This is a genomic window from Micromonospora sp. NPDC007220 (genome assembly GCF_040634035.1).
In the GTDB taxonomy this organism is placed as follows: domain Bacteria; phylum Actinomycetota; class Actinomycetes; order Mycobacteriales; family Micromonosporaceae; genus Micromonospora; species Micromonospora reichwaldensis.
In genome coordinates this window covers 329,023-345,010 of the sequence record NZ_JBEYEU010000003.1, presented here as the reverse complement: position 1 = coordinate 345,010, position 15,988 = coordinate 329,023, and the positions used below count along the sequence as shown (strand labels likewise).

15 protein-coding genes are annotated in these 15,988 nt (G+C 72.8%); 11 read left to right on the top strand and 4 right to left on the bottom strand.

Annotation, left to right across the window (positions count from 1 at the left end; translation table 11 throughout):
- Positions 1-9: 9 nt before the first annotated feature.
- Positions 10-369: a YraN family protein gene (locus ABZ573_RS09925; RefSeq protein ID WP_151456854.1), complete on the bottom strand. Its 360-nt coding sequence runs from the start codon at positions 367-369 to the stop codon at positions 10-12.
- A gap of 295 nt (positions 370-664) precedes the next feature.
- On the opposite strand from ABZ573_RS09925, the gene ABZ573_RS09920 reads away from it, so the two are divergent.
- The 8 genes from ABZ573_RS09920 to ABZ573_RS09885 all read left to right on the top strand — a co-directional run bounded on the left by ABZ573_RS09920 (position 665) and on the right by ABZ573_RS09885 (position 9,898).
- The gene (locus tag ABZ573_RS09920) at positions 665-1,987 is read left to right on the top strand and encodes a hypothetical protein (RefSeq protein ID WP_225852442.1); all 1,323 of its coding nucleotides are present in this window, start codon (positions 665-667) and stop codon (positions 1,985-1,987) included.
- A 309-nt stretch (positions 1,988-2,296) separates the two neighbouring features.
- A complete protein-coding gene (gene rpsB / locus ABZ573_RS09915) occupies positions 2,297-3,211 on the top strand; it encodes a 30S ribosomal protein S2 (RefSeq protein WP_151456853.1) in 915 nt (304 codons plus the stop codon).
- Positions 3,212-3,346: 135 nt separating this feature from the next.
- Entirely contained in the window at positions 3,347-4,177 is an 831-nt protein-coding gene (tsf, locus tag ABZ573_RS09910) for a translation elongation factor Ts (protein ID WP_151456852.1), read from the top strand.
- A gap of 159 nt (positions 4,178-4,336) precedes the next feature.
- A complete protein-coding gene (gene pyrH / locus ABZ573_RS09905) occupies positions 4,337-5,104 on the top strand; it encodes a UMP kinase (RefSeq protein ID WP_089001535.1) in 768 nt (255 codons plus the stop codon).
- 75 nt (positions 5,105-5,179) lie between these two features.
- Positions 5,180-5,737 carry a ribosome recycling factor gene (gene frr, locus ABZ573_RS09900; RefSeq protein WP_151456851.1) on the top strand — a complete coding sequence of 186 codons (558 nt, stop codon included), beginning with the start codon at positions 5,180-5,182 and terminating at the stop codon, positions 5,735-5,737.
- Between the two features lie 294 nt (positions 5,738-6,031).
- The gene (locus ABZ573_RS09895; RefSeq protein WP_358117187.1) at positions 6,032-7,234 is read left to right on the top strand and encodes a phosphatidate cytidylyltransferase; all 1,203 of its coding nucleotides are present in this window, start codon (positions 6,032-6,034) and stop codon (positions 7,232-7,234) included.
- Between the two features lie 104 nt (positions 7,235-7,338).
- Positions 7,339-8,490 (top strand): 23S rRNA (adenine(2503)-C(2))-methyltransferase RlmN, encoded by a 1,152-nt coding sequence (gene rlmN / locus ABZ573_RS09890; RefSeq protein ID WP_132232738.1) that lies wholly within the window; start codon positions 7,339-7,341, stop codon positions 8,488-8,490.
- A gap of 31 nt (positions 8,491-8,521) precedes the next feature.
- A complete protein-coding gene (locus ABZ573_RS09885) occupies positions 8,522-9,898 on the top strand; it encodes a DivIVA domain-containing protein (protein ID WP_358117184.1) in 1,377 nt (458 codons plus the stop codon).
- Positions 9,899-9,998: 100 nt separating this feature from the next.
- Here the strand turns inward: ABZ573_RS09885 and ABZ573_RS09880 are convergent, their stop codons facing one another.
- Complete coding sequence (locus ABZ573_RS09880) at positions 9,999-10,220, bottom strand: DUF2631 domain-containing protein (RefSeq protein WP_121396083.1); 222 nt, start codon at positions 10,218-10,220, stop codon at positions 9,999-10,001.
- Between the two features lie 317 nt (positions 10,221-10,537).
- Here ABZ573_RS09880 and ABZ573_RS09875 point away from each other — a divergent pair, with 317 nt between their 5' ends.
- Both ABZ573_RS09875 and ABZ573_RS09870 read left to right on the top strand, forming a co-directional pair.
- A complete protein-coding gene (locus ABZ573_RS09875; RefSeq protein WP_327030783.1) occupies positions 10,538-12,121 on the top strand; it encodes a Rieske 2Fe-2S domain-containing protein in 1,584 nt (527 codons plus the stop codon).
- Positions 12,122-12,233: 112 nt separating this feature from the next.
- Positions 12,234-12,881: a TMEM175 family protein gene (locus tag ABZ573_RS09870; RefSeq protein WP_358117336.1), complete on the top strand. Its 648-nt coding sequence runs from the start codon at positions 12,234-12,236 to the stop codon at positions 12,879-12,881.
- Here the strand turns inward: ABZ573_RS09870 and ABZ573_RS09865 are convergent.
- Complete coding sequence (locus tag ABZ573_RS09865) at positions 12,862-14,457, bottom strand: NAD(P)/FAD-dependent oxidoreductase (protein ID WP_358117181.1); 1,596 nt, start codon at positions 14,455-14,457, stop codon at positions 12,862-12,864. The two genes, ABZ573_RS09870 and ABZ573_RS09865, sit on opposite strands and share 20 nt — an antisense overlap.
- Positions 14,458-14,530: 73 nt before the next feature.
- On the opposite strand from ABZ573_RS09865, the gene ABZ573_RS09860 reads away from it, so the two are divergent.
- Positions 14,531-15,184 carry a hypothetical protein gene (locus tag ABZ573_RS09860; protein ID WP_151456830.1) on the top strand — a complete coding sequence of 218 codons (654 nt, stop codon included), beginning with the start codon at positions 14,531-14,533 and terminating at the stop codon, positions 15,182-15,184.
- Between the two features lie 16 nt (positions 15,185-15,200).
- Here ABZ573_RS09860 and ABZ573_RS09855 read toward each other — a convergent pair whose 3' ends face one another.
- Positions 15,201-15,926, bottom strand: coding sequence for a TetR/AcrR family transcriptional regulator (locus ABZ573_RS09855; protein ID WP_151456829.1), 726 nt, complete (start codon positions 15,924-15,926; stop codon positions 15,201-15,203).
- Between the last annotated feature and the right edge of the window lie 62 nt (positions 15,927-15,988).

The following is a 15,988-nucleotide window of genomic DNA, read 5'->3' as shown; positions in this document are numbered from 1 at the left end:
GTCCGCCCATCAGAACGCCCCCTTGAGGTGCTCGACCCGGGCGGCGCCGGCGCCGGTCAGGCGTACGGAGACGACGTCGAAGCGCACCTCGTCGGCGGTGGTGCCGGTGTCGGCGAGCCACCGGGCGGCGAGCCCGCGCAGCCGCCGCGCCTTGGCCGGTACGACCGCCTCCGCAGGCGACCCGTACTCGTCGGTGCGGCGGGTCTTCACCTCGCAGAAGGCGAGCACCGGCCCGTCCCAGGCGATGATGTCGATCTCTCCGGCCGGGCAGCGCCAGTTCCGGGCCACCGGGCGCAGTCCCGCCCCGATCAGGTGCCGGACGGCGCACCGCTCCCCGTACGCGCCGACCGCCTGGTTCCGCTTTGTCATGTCCGGCACGGTGCACCCGGCGGGCGGGCAGCCGCCGCCCCGTGCCCCGGAAACTGTGGACGACGGGCACACTGTGGACGAACGGACGATCATGCCCTCGTCGTGCTATGCGGTCCGCCTCGGTGGACCGCCGCCACGAGCCACCGCGTTCGGCGCTGAGCTGGGCCTGCCCGCCCGCCGCCGTCCCCGCCGCCGCCGTCCCCGGCCAGCGGCGGCGGGTGACCGGTGCTCCCGGTGGCGCGGATGTCCCGGGGGCGAATGGCGCCCGTGGAGCCGGTCGCATACCGTGCCGGACGTGGACGGACGACGGAACTTTGTCGAAGATCAGGAGTCGCGCTGGTATCCGGCCGACCGCGACCGTGACCGTGACCGTGAGAGCGGCTACGGGGAGGCGGACTGGCGCGGTCCGGCCGAGAGCCGGTACCGGGACGACGACCTGAACGCCCCCGAGCAGCGCCGGTCCGCCGAGGACGGCCGCTACGGTGACTCCACGGGAACCCGACGCGGCGAACCAGGACGCTTCGGCACGTCGGCGGAGCCCGACTCCGGGCGCTTCGCGGCCGTCGAGCCCGACTCAGGCCGGTTCGGCGCTGTCGAGCCCGACTCCGGCCGGTTCGGCGCCGTCGAGCCCGACTCGGGGCGTTTCGCGGCCGTCGACACCGACCGGGGCCGCTTCGGCGGGTCGGAGGACTCGGGCCGGTTCGCGGCCACGGGACGGGAGGACCCGAGCCGGTTCGCCGTGCCGGGACCGGAGGATTCCGGCCGGTTCGCCGTCACCGGCCCCGAGGATTCGGGCCGGTTCCCCGCCACGGGATCGGAGCCCGGGAGGTTCGGCGAGGCCGATTCGGGGCGCTTCGCGGCGGTGCCGCCGCTCGGGGAGGCCCGGTCGGAGACCGAGGGATACCGGACGAGCCGCTCGCGCCGGGCCGAGTCGGACCCGGACGTCTCCGGGGAACTGCCCGGCGACCGCCCGGGCCGGCGCGCCGCCCGGGAGTCGAGGGAGGCCCGCGACGCGCTGTCGACGTCGGGCGTCGACGCGCTGGCCGGGGCGGGACCCGTCGAGCGGACCGCGGAGCCGGCCCGCCCGGCCCCGCTGGGCGGCTACCCGATCGTCGCGCCCGGTCGGGTGGCCGAGGCCGCGAGCGCGGCGGAGACGCCGGTCGACGAGCCCGTCCGGCCGGTCGAGCCCCCGCACCCGCTGGAGATGCCGACCGGGCCGATGCCGCCGATCGCGCCCCGCGGCGACCTCGCGCCGGGGGAGCTGCCGGCGTACCCGCCGGTGGTCGCCCCGCTTCCGGGAACGCCGGCGGGCGACGGGGTCTACCGGACGCGGCGGCCGGCGCTGGCCGCGCTCTTCACCCTGCTGGTCCTGGTGTTCGAGGTGCCCGCGATGCGGGTGCTGCTCAACGGCGTGACCGGCGACCCGGTCTCGACGGCCGACGTCGTGGTGGGGATCTTCCTGGTCTGCGGCCTGCCGATCTTCGCGATCGGCCTGTACGGGCTGCGCACCGGCGGGCTGTCGCTCGCGGAGGGGAACCGGGGCTGGCTGCGTCCGCCGACGGCGTACCTGACCGTGGGCCTGGTGCTCTTCGTCGCCGCCGCGCTCGCGGTCCGCTGACCCTCGACCGTCAGGAGCGCCCCGCCTGACGGCTGGCCCCGGCCGGGGCGGGCGCGCCGAGTGCCGGAAATGGGCGTTCCGACCCCTTCCCCGCACCCGAGGCATCGGGGGCGGGGAAGGGGCGTACACTGGTCGACTGGCGACCGCCTCGCGCGGTCGACCTCGCGCGCCCTCTCCACGAGTCGTCGTGGGGCGACGGCCTCCCTGGTCCCGATCTTGGTCGGGCCCGCCATGGCCGCCGACCGGGCGCCAGGACGCCCGGCCGCCTGGCCGGGCGGGACAACCAGGGACCACGAGGAGTACCCCACCATGGCCGTCGTGACCATGCGTCAGCTGCTGGAGAGCGGTGTCCACTTCGGGCACCAGACCCGGCGCTGGAACCCGAAGATGAAGCGTTTCATCTTCACCGAGCGCAACGGTATCTACATCATCGACCTGCGCCAGACCCTCGACTACATCGAGAAGGCCTACGCGTTCGTGCGCGGGACCGTCGCCGAGGGTGGCAGCATCCTCTTCGTCGGCACCAAGAAGCAGGCCCAGGAGGCCATCGCCGAGCAGGCGACCCGGGTCGGTCAGCCCTACGTCAACCACCGCTGGCTCGGCGGCATGCTGACCAACTTCCAGACGGTCTACAAGCGGCTCCAGCGGATGAAGGAGCTTGAGGCCCTGGGTGACCTGAGCGGCACCGCCGCCGGGTACACCAAGAAGGAGACCCTGCAGCTCTCCCGCGAGAAGATCAAGCTGACCCGCACGCTCGGCGGTCTGCGGGACATGCAGAAGCTCCCGGCCGCGATCTGGGTGGTCGACACCAAGAAGGAGCACATCGCCGTCGACGAGGCCCGCAAGCTGGGCATCCCGGTCATCGCGGTGCTCGACACCAACTGCGACCCGGACGAGGTCGACTTCCCGATCCCGGGCAACGACGACGCGATCCGCTCGGCCGAGCTGCTGACCAAGGTCGTGGCCGCCGCCGTCGCCGACGGCCTGATCGCCCGTTCCGGCCGTCGTCGCGGCAGCGACGAGAAGCCGGAGCCGGGCGTCGCCTCCGACGAGCCGCTGGCCGAGTGGGAGCGCGAGCTGCTCGAGGAGCCGAAGAAGGCCGACGAGCAGGCCCCGCAGGCCGAGCAGGCCCAGCCGGTCGAGCAGGCCCCGCAGGCCGAGCAGGCTGAGCAGGCCCCGCAGGCCCAGCCGGTCGAGCAGCCGGCGACCGCCGCCGCGGAGTGACCGCACCGCCGCCTCCCCGCCGCCCGGTCTCCCGGGCGGCGGGGAGCGGCAGGTACGCCGGGCACGTCGCGCCCGGATCCGGGTAACCGGCACCAGGACCAACCCACCCGCAGTCTCAACACCGAAGAGAGAGCCATGTCCAACTTCACCGCCGCGGACGTCAAGAAGCTCCGCGACCTCACCGGCGCCGGCATGATGGACTGCAAGAAGGCGCTGACCGAGGCCGAGGGCGACTTCGACAAGGCCGTCGAGATCCTGCGCGTCAAGGGCGCCAAGGACGTCGGCAAGCGGGCCGGCCGTACGGCCGCCAACGGTCTGATCGCCCACTCCGGCAAGGCGCTGCTCGAACTCAACTGCGAGACCGACTTCGTCGCCAAGACCGACGCGTTCATCGAGCTGGCTCAGCAGCTGGTGGAGCACGGCGAGCGCAGCGGCGTCGGCACCGCCGAGGAGCTGCTCGCCACTGAGCTGGACGGCAAGACCGTCGCCGACCTGGTGCAGGAGCAGTCCGCCAAGATCGGCGAGAAGCTCGTCCTGAACCGCTTCGCCAAGCTCGACGGCACCACCGCCGTCTACCTGCACCGCAAGAGCCAGGACCTGCCCCCGGCGGTCGGCGTGCTCGTGCAGTACACCAGCACGGCCGGCGACGAGGCGTCCGACTCGGACGCCCGGGGCGTGGCGATGCAGATCGCCGCCATGCGGCCGAAGTTCCTCACCCGGGACGAGGTGCCGGCCGACGTCGTCGAGTCCGAGCGGCGCATCGCCGAGCAGACCGCCCGCGAGGAGAACAAGCCCGAGGCGGCCCTGCCGAAGATCGTCGAGGGTCGGGTGAACGCGTTCTTCAAGGACTACGTCCTGCTCGAGCAGGCGTCGGTCGCCGACAACAAGAAGTCGGTGAAGCAGCTGCTGGCCGATGCCGGCATCGAGGTCACCCGCTTCGTGCGGTTCGAGGTCGGCCAGGCCTGAGCCGCCCCGGGCGCTCTGCGCCCCGCGGGCAGGGAACGTCGACGAGGAGGCCGCCGGTGTACGTGACAGGCACCGCGGCCTCCTCGTCACATAGGGTCGGCTACGGCAGTTTCGCGGTACGCGGCGTACGGGACGTGCGCATGGGGAAGGGCGGGGCGGATGACGCAGGTTGTGAGTGACCGGAGTCTGGCGGCGGACGATCCGACGGCGCCACCCCCCGGTCGGGCCCGCCGGGTGGTGCTGAAGCTCTCCGGTGAGGTGTTCGGCGGGGGCGCGATCGGGGTGGACCCGGACGTCGTGCAGGCCATCGCCCGGCAGATCGCCACCGTGGTCCGCCGCGGCGTGCAGGTCTCGGTGGTGGTCGGCGGCGGCAACTTCTTCCGGGGCGCGGAGTTGCAGAAGCGCGGCATGGACCGCGCCCGGGCCGACTACATGGGCATGCTCGGCACCGTGATGAACTGCCTCGCGTTGCAGGACTTCCTGGAGAAGGAGGGCATCGAGACGCGCGTGCAGAGCGCGATCACGATGGCCCAGGTCGCCGAGCCGTACATCCCGCTGCGCGCCATCCGGCACCTGGAGAAGGGCCGCGTGGTGATCTTCGGCGCGGGCGCCGGCATGCCGTACTTCTCCACCGACACCGTGGCTGCCCAGCGGGCCCTGGAGATCCGTGCCGACGTGGTGCTGATGAGCAAGAACGGCGTGGACGGCGTCTACACCGCCGACCCGCGGATCGACCCGACCGCCAGCAAGTTCGACTCGATCACCTTCTCCGAGGTGCTGCGGCGTAACCTGCGGGTCGCCGACGCCGCCGCGTTCAGCCTGTGCATGGAGAACGGCCTGCCGATGCTGGTCTTCGGCGCGCAGGGCGACGACACCATCATCCGGGCCGTGGGTGGCGACAAGATCGGCACCCTGATCACCGCCTGAGCGGTCCGACCCGACCTCAGCGGTCCCTCCGACACGACAAGCCCACGACGAGCACAGAAGGAGGCGAGGAGACCGGTGATCGACGACACCCTCCTCGAGGCCGAGGAGAAGATGGAGCGTGCGATCGAGCACGCCAAGGAGGAGTTCGGCGCGATCCGCACCGGTCGCGCCAACGCCGCCATGTTCTCCAAGATCATCATCGACTACTACGGCAGCCCCACGCCGCTGCCCCAGATGGCGTCCATCGGGGTTCCCGAGCCGCGCATGGTGATCATCAAGCCGTACGACAACTCGCAGATCAACGCCATGGAGAAGGCGATCCGCGACTCCGACCTCGGCGCCAACCCGAACAACGAGGGCAACCAGCTCCGCATCCTGCTCCCGCAGATGACCGAGGAGCGCCGCCGAGAGATGATCAAGGTCGCCCGGCACAAGGGTGAGGAGGCCAAGGTGGCCATCCGCAACATCCGCCGCAAGGGCAAGGAGGAGCTGGACCGGCTCGTCAAGGACGGCGAGGTCGGCGAGGACGACGGCCGCCGCGCCGAGAAGGAACTCGACGACCTGACCCAGCGCTTCGTCGCCGCCGTCGACGACCTGGTCAAGCACAAGGAGAGCGAGCTTCTCGAGGTGTGAACCGTGCGCCGGCACTCCACCGGCGGCGACGACGTCTTGGCACCGGCGCTCCACCGCCCGATCCCGGGCGGCGGGCCCGGTGCCACCGTCGTCGGCGGGCCGGCACGGGGCCGGTCGGACGTGAGGGATCGGCGGGTGCAGTAGGCTCGGCAGGATTCCCGGCACCCTGCGGTGAATGGTGGGAATCGGCCGGCCGTCGGGCGGGTCAACCGGACGGAACAGTCGCGCGGGTAGGGGAATGGTTGTGGTTGTGCGTCAGCTGGTGGATCTCGTACCGGTCCCGCTCGGTGCGTGATGTCCCACCTCGATCCCCACGGCAGCGCCGAGCCCCGCGGCTGGGACCGCCCCGACGCGCCCGCTCCCGCCCCGGCGCCCGCCCTCCCCTGGCCGGAGCCCGAGATCGATCCGGGTCGGTGGGACCGCCGTCCCGCCGTGCTCCCCGACGCGTACGCCGAGGCGCCGGCCCGCTCCCGCCCGCACGCCGACGTGGCGGCGGCCGGTGAACCGGCGGCGATGAACGGCCACCGCGACCGTCCCGACGACTCGGAGTACCCGACCACCCAGCTCGAACCGGTCCGGGACGTCGAGCCGGAGCCGGAGCCCGTGCCGCCTCCGGGCCGCCGGCAGCGCGGTCGACGCCGGGCCGGCGCCGACCGGCCCCCGACCCAGCAGCCCGTTCCGAGTCGGGCCGGGCGCAACCTGCCGGCAGCCGTTGCCGTCGGCGTGGGCCTCGGCGCCCTGATCGTGGTGCCGCTGTTCTTCTACCGGACCGCCTTCCTGGTGGTGGTGGCCGCGGCGGTCGCCATCGGCATGTGGGAGATGGCCCGGGCGGTACGCCGCAGCGGCGCGCACCCGCCGCTGGTGCCGCTGATCGCCGGCGGGGTGCTCACCATCGGGCTGGCCTGGTTCTCCGGCCCCGACGCGCTCAGCCTCGGCCTGCTGGTGACCGTGCTGGGCACCATGGTCTGGCGGCTCGGCGACGGGCCGGGCGGCTTCCAGCGTGACCTGACCGCCGCCACCCTCATCGCCGTGTACGTGCCGTTCCTCGGCGGCTTCGCCGCGCTGCTGGCGGCGGTGCCCGAGGACGGCGACCTGCGGGTGCTGGTGACGCTGGCCGCGGTGGTCCTCTCCGACACCGGCGGGTACGCCGCCGGCGTCAGCTTCGGCAAGCATCCGATGGCCCCCTCGATCAGCCCGAAGAAGTCCTGGGAGGGCTTCGCCGGCTCGGTCACCGCCGCGGCGCTGGGCAGTGCCCTGCTGCTCTGGCTGCTCCTCGACGTGGCCCCGTGGTGGGGCGCGCTCTTCGGGTTGGCGATCTCCGGCGCCGCCGTCCTCGGTGACCTCGCCGAGTCCATGATCAAGCGGGATCTCGGGGTGAAGGACATGAGCAACCTGCTCCCCGGGCACGGCGGCCTGATGGACCGGTTGGACTCGATCCTCTTCGCGCTGCCGACCGCGTACCTGCTCCTGGCGGTCTTCGTTCCGGTGCTGGAGTGAGGCGTGAATCACCCGTCGTCAGTGGCCCCGCCCGGGCGGCGGGGGGCGATTCGGCACCTCCGGACAGGTGTGTCGGCCGTCCGGCGTGACAGACTGGACGCGCCATGACGAGCTTGCCCCTGATTCCCGCAGACCCCGACGCCCCCGGGCGGCGGCCCGCGATGCCTCCCCGTCACCTCGCCGATCTCGACCTCGCCGGCCGCCGCGCCCTGGTCGCCGAGCTGGGGGAGCCGGCGTTCCGCGCCAAGCAGGTCTCCACCCACTACTTCGGTCGGCTGGTGCGCGACCCGGGGCAGATGACCGACCTGCCGGCCGCCACCCGGGAGAAGCTCGCCGACCAGCTCCTGCCCCGGCTGCTCACCCCGGTCCGCGAGCTGGCCTGCGACGACGGCGCGACCCGCAAGGCGCTCTGGCGGCTGCACGACGGCTCGCTGGTGGAGAGCGTGCTGATGGGTTACCCGGACCGCGTCACCGTCTGCATCTCCAGCCAGGCCGGCTGCGGCATGGCCTGCCCGTTCTGCGCCACCGGGCAGGCGGGGCTGACCCGCAACCTCTCCACCGCCGAGATCGTCGACCAGGCGGTCTACCTGGCCGGGGTGGCCGCCTCCGGAGCGGTGGCGGGTTCGCCGCCGCGCCTGTCGCACGTGGTCTTCATGGGCATGGGCGAGCCGCTGGCCAACTACTCCCGAGTGGTCGCGGCGATCCGCCGGCTGGTCGCCCCGGCGCCCGAGGGGCTCGGGCTGTCGCAGCGCCACATCACGGTCTCCACGGTGGGCCTGGTCCCGGCCATCCGCCGACTGGCCAGCGAAGACCTCTCGGTGACCCTTGCGTTGTCGCTGCACGCCCCCGATGATGAGCTGCGCGACGAACTCGTGCCGGTCAACCAGCGCTGGAAGGTGTCCGAGGTGCTGGACGCGGCGTGGGACTACGCGGCCCGCACGGGGCGTCGGGTGTCGATCGAGTACGCCATGATCAGAGACGTGAACGACCAGCCGTGGAGAGCCGATCTGCTCGGGCGGCTGCTGGCCGGGAAGCTGACCCACGTGAACCTCATCCCCCTCAACCCGACTCCGGGCAGCCGTTGGGACGCCAGCCCCAAGCCGGTCGAGCGGGAGTTCGTCCGGCGGCTGCGCGAGGCCGGGGTGTCGACGACCGTGCGGGACACCCGGGGTCGCGAGATCGACGGAGCGTGCGGGCAACTCGCCGCCGCCGAGGACATTGACACCGACACCGACCGGGCCGGGGAGAAGGCGTGACCGGGCGTAGCGAACGAGACCAGGAGACATAGTGGCGAGTCAGGGTCAGCGTTTCCGGCGTAAGGCGCTCCGCCGGGGATACAAGGTCGACGAGGTCGACGCCTTCCTGGACCGGGTCGAGGCGACGCTCGACGGCCGGCCGGTGGGCGCCCCCGTCGCCTCCCAGGAGGTCCACGACGTCGTCTTCCGGGTCCGCTTCAACGGCTACGACGAGTGGCAGGTCGACCTGCACCTCGACCGGGTCGAGCGGCAGCTGGCCGAGCTGGAGGAGCGCGGTGGCGCCGGCGGCCGCGGCGGCGACCCCCGCGACGCCGACCGCCTCGGTCCGCCCGACCGCATGGGTCCGCCCGACCGGATGGGTCCTCCGGACCGCATGGGCCCGCCCGACCGCATGGGCCCCCCGGTGCGCGACGACCGTGGCATGTCGCCGGTCCCGCAGCCGATGCCGCCCCGGCCGATGCCGGCACAGGCCGGTCCGCCCGGCGACCGCTACGGCCGCTACGACGAGCCCACCGGTGCCTTCGCCGGTGGCTACGACGCCCCGCGGGGCGGCTACGAACCGCCGCGCGGCCCCGGTGGCCCCGGCGGACCCGGCCCGATGGGACCGGGCGCCCCGATGGGCCACGGCGCTCCGCCGCCGCGCGGCCTGCCCGCCGGCCCCAGCGGCTACGGCGACGGTCCCGGCAACTACGGCGATGGTCCCGGCAACTACGGCGACCGCCCCGGCAACTACGGTGACGGCCCCGGCGGTGGCTACGGCGACGGCCCCGGCAAGTACGGCGACGGTCCGGGCGGTGGCTACGGTGACGGCCCCGGCGGTGGCTACGGTGATGGTCCTGGCGGCTACGGCGATCGCCCGGGCGGCTACGGCGACGGTCCCGGTGGCTATGGGGACGAGCCGCGTTTCGACGGGTTCGAGGCCGGCCGGCGCGCTCGCGCCGACATGACCGCCGAGATCCGGATGCCTGAGCGGGACCCGCGTGACATGCGGGGCCGGGGCCCGGCCGGGCCGCCTCCGCAGCCGCAGCCGGGCTTCGGCGGCCCACCGCACGCCGGTCCGCCGGTGGGTGGTCCGCCGGTCGCTGGCCCACCCGTCGGTGGCCCACCCGTCGGTGGCCCGCCACCGATGGTCGGCCCGCCGATGGCCGGCCCGCCCGGCAGCGACCTCTACCGCGTCGACCAGATCCGTCGCAGCTTCCAGGTGCGCCGGTTCGGCAGCGGGTACGACCCCGACCAGGTCGACCGGTTCTTCGACACGCTGCTGGGCGGCATGCAGGGGCGCAACCCGATGCCGGTGAACCCGAAGGAGCTGGACACGCTGCGCTTCGGGCTGGTGCCCGGTGGCTACTTCGAGGCCGAGGTCGACGCCGCGCTCAAGGACGTGCAGGACATCCTGTTCGGCCGCTGATCCGCGTACGGCGAGGGCCCGCTCCCCGGTCGGGGGCGGGCCCTCGTGCGTGTGGCCTCCGGCGCGCGGACCGGTGCGACGCCGGCTGACGCGGGTGCGGTCAGGACCGCAGGCCGTTGCGCCGCAGCACGGTGTCGCCGATGACGATGAGCAGCAGCAGCACGGCCAGGCCGATCAGCCAGATGTTCTCGACCCTGCCCTCGTGGTTGCCGCAGAGCATCGCCAGCAGGGCCAGCGCGGAGACCACCGCGCCGATCCGCCCGGACTTGCGGTGCCCGGGCTTGTGCTGGTCTGGCGACGTTACCGGCTCGCTTCCTGCCACTGTCGGTCCTTCCCTCGCGATCGGATCTCCGGTTAGTCTGGCACGCCTCGTGCCGGGCCCGGCGCTGGGTCCGACCGATGGGGCGGACCGCACGATCCGCACGGGCGCGGCGGGCGTCGGCCCGGGGTACGTACGAGGGCCGGCAGGGACTTCGGCACGGTGCCCGGCGTCGGGCAGGTGGCGTCGCCGGCGTCGGGACCAAGGGCCCGGCTCCACCCGGGCGCATCGGCACTACCGGCGTCGCGGGTAGGTCGCCAGACTCCCTCCGGTAGCGTTTCTGGCGTACACCTTGTTTGTCGTTTTGAGGGGGAACTGCGGTGCGAGTGACCGGTACGGGGCACGCCAGCATGCGGATCGACACGGCCGCGGGCAGCATCCTGTGCGACCCGTGGGTCAATCCGGCCTATTTCGCCTCATGGTTCCCGTTTCCGGACAACTCCCTGCTCGACTGGGAGGCCCTCGGCGACGTCGACTACCTCTACGTGTCGCACCTGCACCGGGACCACTTCGACGCGGCGCACCTGAAGCGCTTCGTGTCGAAGGACGCCACCGTGCTGCTGCCCGCGTTCCCCACCTCCGAGATGGAGGACGAGCTGCGGGAGCTGGGCTTCACCAAGTTCCTGAAGGCGCCGAACGAGCAGGTCGTGGAGCTGGACGGCGGCCTGAAGATCATGATTCAGGCGCTGACCAGCCCGACCGACGGCCCGATCGGCGACTCGTCGCTGTGGGTGGAGTACGACGGGGTGCGGCTGCTCAACCAGAACGACGCCCGTCCCACCGACCTGAGTGCCTTCGCCGAGCTGGGCCACGTGCACGCGCACATGCTCCAGTTCTCCGGTGCGATCTGGTACCCGATGGTCTACGAGCTGCCGCAGGCGGCGAAGACGGCGTTCGGCAAGCAGAAGCGCGACCGGCAGTTCGACCGCACCTGGCGCTACATCGACGACCTGAAGGCCGACCACGTCTTCCCGATCGCCGGCCCGCCCTGCTTCCTCGACGACGAGCTGTGGCAGTTCAACGACATCCACGGCGACGAGGGCAACATCTTCCCCGACCAGTCGGTCTTCCTGAGCGAGTACGCCAAGGTCGGCGGCACCAACGGCGTCGTGCTGCTCCCGGGCAGCGTCGCGGAGATCACCACCTCCGGAGCCAGCACGACACACCCGGTGCCCGTGGAGGAGTTCTTCGCCAACAAGGTGGCCCACCTGGAGGAGATGCGCGAGCGCAAGCGGCCGGTCATCGAGGCCGAGAAGGCGTCCTGGCGGCACCCCGAGGTGGACGTGCTCAAGGAGATGCAGCGCCGGATCGAGCCCCTGCTTGAGGAGTCGATCTACCTGGCCAAGGGGGTCGGCGGCCCGGTCCGCTTCGACCTGGTCAGCTACGACGGCGAGAGCGTCGAGTCGATCGTGGTGGACTTCCCGGGCAAGCAGGTCCGGCCGTACGCCGACGAGAAGGTCCGCTACCGGTTCCGCACCGAGCGGGCGTTGATCGAGCACCTGCTGCACATCGGCGAGGTGGACTGGGTCAACTCCCTCTTCCTCTCCTGCCGCTTCTCGGCGGCCCGGATCGGCCAGTACAACGAGTTCGTCTACGCGTTCTTCAAGTGCCTCTCCACGGAGCGGCTCCAGTACGCCGAGGGCTGGTACGACGAGCACGAGCGGAGCACCGACGCCGAGGACATCACCCTCGGTGACTGGGTGGTGCAGCGGCGCTGCCCGCACCTGAAGGCGGACCTGACCCGGTTCGGCATCGTCGAGGGCGACCAGCTCACCTGCCAACTGCACGGCTGGAGGTTCGACCTGGCCAGCGGCCGGTGCCTGACCAGCGTCGGGCACAAGGTCCGGGCACACCGGGCCGGCGAGCAGCAGACCCCCGCCCCGGCGGGCGAGGTGGCCAGCTAACGGCGATTTCCCCGCGCCCGCCGCCCCCGCCGGGTGACCATCAGGTCGACGAGGGGGTGACGTGGCCGAGGGAGTGCGCAAGAGCGGCTACCGGTACCGACGTGACCGGGAGATGGTCCGGGACGCCTCCCGGGTGGAGACGTTCAGCGACGGCGTCTTCGCGGTCGTGCTGACGGTGATGGCCGTCGAACTGCTCCAGAACGGCCCGGCGAGGGCCGGTGGGAGGGAGCTTCCCGACGCCCTCGCCCACGCCTGGCCGTCCTACCTGGCGTATGTGATCACCTTCGGCATCGCCGGCCAGATCTGGCTCGGCCACCACAACGTGTGGCGGTACGTGGTCCGGGTAGATCAGCTGCTGCTGGTGTTCAACCTGCTCGTGCTGCTCTTCGTGGCCGCGATCCCGTTCACCGCCGACCTGCTGTCGGACAACCTGCGCGGCGGGCCGACCGAGCAGCGGTTGACCGCCGCACTCTACTTCGGCACCGTGCTCGGCGAGTCGATCTTCTTCAACCTGAGCTGGTGGTGGGCACGGCGGCGAAGGCTGCTCCACCCCGATCTGGATCCCCGGCTGGCCCGTGCGGTGGCGCGGCGCCTGCTGCTGCGCCCACTGCTCTACCTGATCGCCTTCGCCTTCGTCTTCGTCAACGCGGTCCTCAGCCTTCTGCTCTACCTGCTGCTCCTCGGTCTCTCCCTCATCCACCGTCCCGGCGACCTGCCCCCCGCCGAGGCCGGCGGCGAGGTCAGCGGCCGAGGTCGGTGAGGACGCGGCGGGCGGCGTTGTGGCCGGCCGCGCCGATGACGCTGCCGGCCGGGTGGCAGCCGGCGCTGCCCGCGTAGACGCCGTCGACGCCGGTGGCGTACGGCATCCGGTCGGTGAACGAGACCGTGTTGTCGACGTGGTGGATGTGCCCGCCGGTGATGCCGAAGTGCGCCTCGATGCCGGGCGGCGGCAGCGGCACGGCGTCGGCGATCAGGTCGGCGGTGCCCGGGGCGTACCGCTCGCAGATGCCGATCAGGCGGTCGACGTAGCCGGGCAGCGCCTCGTCCCAGGTGGTGCCGGCCAGCTCGTACGGCACCGACTGCACGAAGAGCGCCGACGAGTGGTGCCCCCTGCCGTCGGACAGCGACGGGTCCACGGTGGTGTGCAGGTACCACTCGATGGTCGGCTCGGCGGGCAGCCGACCCGCCTGCACGTCCGCCCACATGGCGCGCAGCGCCGCCATCGGCGACTCGCCGCCCCCGCCGGTCAGGGACTCCGAGCCGGGCAGCAGGTGGATGGTCGAGCCGAACGGGCTCGGGGAGCCCTGGGGCAGGCAGGAGAAGCGGGGCAGCCCGGTCAGCGCCAGGTTGAGCTTGAGCGTGGTGCCGGGCCGGCGGACCGCCGCCATCCGCTCGGCCAGCGGCGCCGGGAGCACGCCGTCGGGCAGCAGGTCCATCAGCCGGTACGGGTCGCACGCGCCGAGCACCACCCGCGCGCCGATCTCCCGCCCGTCGGCGAGTACGACCCCGCTGGCCGCGCCGCCGTCCAGGGTGATCGCATGCACCGGCGTGCCGGTGCGGATCGTCGCGCCGGCGGTCCGGGCGGCGTCGGCGAACGTACGCGACACGGTGCCCATCCCGCCCTCGGCGATCATCCACGTGCCGTCGGAGCCGGGCAGCCGGCACATGTTGTGGACGAGGAAGTTGTGCCCGGTGCCCGGGTCGTCGGGGCCGGCGTTGAGCCCGGAGAGGCCGTCGGTGACCGCGTACATGCTCATCAGGAGCTCGGAGCGGAAGTCGAAGCGGGCCAGGTGGTCGGCGACGGAGCCGCGGACGAGGTCGACGAAGACCTGCCGCAGCGCCGGCCGGACGTACCGCTCGGCGGTCTCCTCGACGGGCAGCGGCTCGGCCAGCCAGGCCGGGGCGAGGTCGTCGCGCAGCGCGGCCAGCTCGGCCTGGAGGGCGTCGTCGGCGGCCACGTCGGCGGGGGAGAAGAACTCGGCGAGCTGCCCGCGGGTGGCCGCCGTGTCGCTGCCGAAGAGCAGGTACGGCGAGCCGGGGCCGCCGGGGGTGGGCAGGAAGTAGTGCGGGTCGCGGCGCAGCACGGGGATGCGCACGTCCAGCGTGGCGAGCAGTTCCGGCGGCATCAGCCCGAGCAGGTACGACCCGGTGGAGTGGCGCAGCCCCGGCACCTTCGGGAACGGCGCCTCGGTGCGGGTGGCCCCGCCGATGACGTCCGCCGCCTCCAGCACCAGCACGTCGAGCCCGGCGCGGGCGAGCAGGATCGCGGACACCAGACCGTTGTGCCCGGCGCCGACGATCACCACGTCGGCCCGGGGCGGCAGCTCGTCACCCATGCCGGTGGAGCCTAGCGCCCACAGGTCCCGCCGGTCAGCCCTTCCACCGCCGGTCGGCCTAGGCTTGCCTGCCATGGCAGCACCCTTCAGCGCGCCCACCCCCGCCCCGAACGCCACGGTGCTACCCACCGGACGGCGCCGTGCCCGGGTCGGCCTGCCGCTCTCCCTGTTCCTCGTCCTGGCCGGGATCGGCGGCCTCGTCGCGGCTGTCGCGGTCGTCGGCGGAAGCCATCAGCCACGGTCACCTGTGGCGGGGCTCGTCGCGGCGGGCACCCTGGCGGCGCTCGGTGTGCCGGGTGTCCTGCTCTTCGTGGTGTCCTGGCGGCAACGGCGGACGAGGATCCTCGTCGACCACATTGGCCTGTGGTTCGACAAGGGGGACCGGCGGAACGTCATCCCGTGGCACAGTCTCGCCGGCGTCGGCCTGTTCACGAGCCACGGGCACAAGGCCAGTTTCCACTCCCTGGAGCTGTACCCTACGGGCCACATCGACCGCGACGACCCGGTGCTGTGGACACTGGTGCGCGAGGAGGCGCCGTTCCGCCCCGGGCTGCCCCACCTGCGCCACCGTCTCCGTCTCGAGGCTGCCGACGTGCCCCTGGCGGTGTCGGCGGTCCGCCACCACGCGCCGCACCTCTGGCTCGGTGAGTCCCGACGCGAGGGCAGCCACATCGGGCGCCCCGACCGTGCCGGGCACCGGGAGCGGACCCGGGCGCGGGGGCGGTAGCCGGACGCCAGCGAGGTCAGGAGGGCGGGCTGTCGTCCGGGGGCGGGCCGGCCAGCAGTTGGGCGGCGAACGTCTCCAGTTCCAGCTCGAACAGCGCCTCGGCCTCGGTGACCGCCCAGTCGAACTGGTGGAAGACCTCCATGGCGACCAGCCCGTAGAGGCGGGTCCAGCCCGAGAGGAAGGCGTACGCGACCTCGATCGGCACCTCGCCGTGGCTGAGCCGCAGCGGCTCCAGCCGCCCGTCCAGGTGCCGCCGGAGCAGTTCGCCGGGCGGGGTGCGGAAGGGGGAGCGGCGCCACAGGTCGAGGATCGGCTGGATGAAGACCGCGCCGAGGCGGGCGCCGGGGTGGTCCGGGGTGGCGTGGCCGCCGACGAAGGCGGTCCGTCCCGGGACGGGGGCGCCGAAGATCAGCCCGAACTCGGCGGGGTGCGCCAGCGACCAGGCGCGGAACGCCCGGGACATGGCCAGCAACCGCGCGACCGGCTCGCCCCCGGCGTCGTCCCCAGCCGCCTCCAGCCGCAGCCGCAGCTCGTTGTAGAGGTCGGCGGCGAGGTCCGCGACCAGCGCCTCCAGGCTCGGGAAGTAGCGGTAGATGGCCGGCGCCGTCATGCCCATGTCGCGGGCGATGGCCCGCAGCGAGATCGCGTCGATCCCACCCGTCACCAGCAGACGGCGTGCCCCGTCCTTGATCTCGGCGACGGTCGCCGTGCGCAGGCGTTCCCGCCGAGTGGGTGCGGCCATCGACAACCACCTTGACCAGAGGAAACACCGTTGCGATAGTTAACGGCGTTCACTGAAATTAG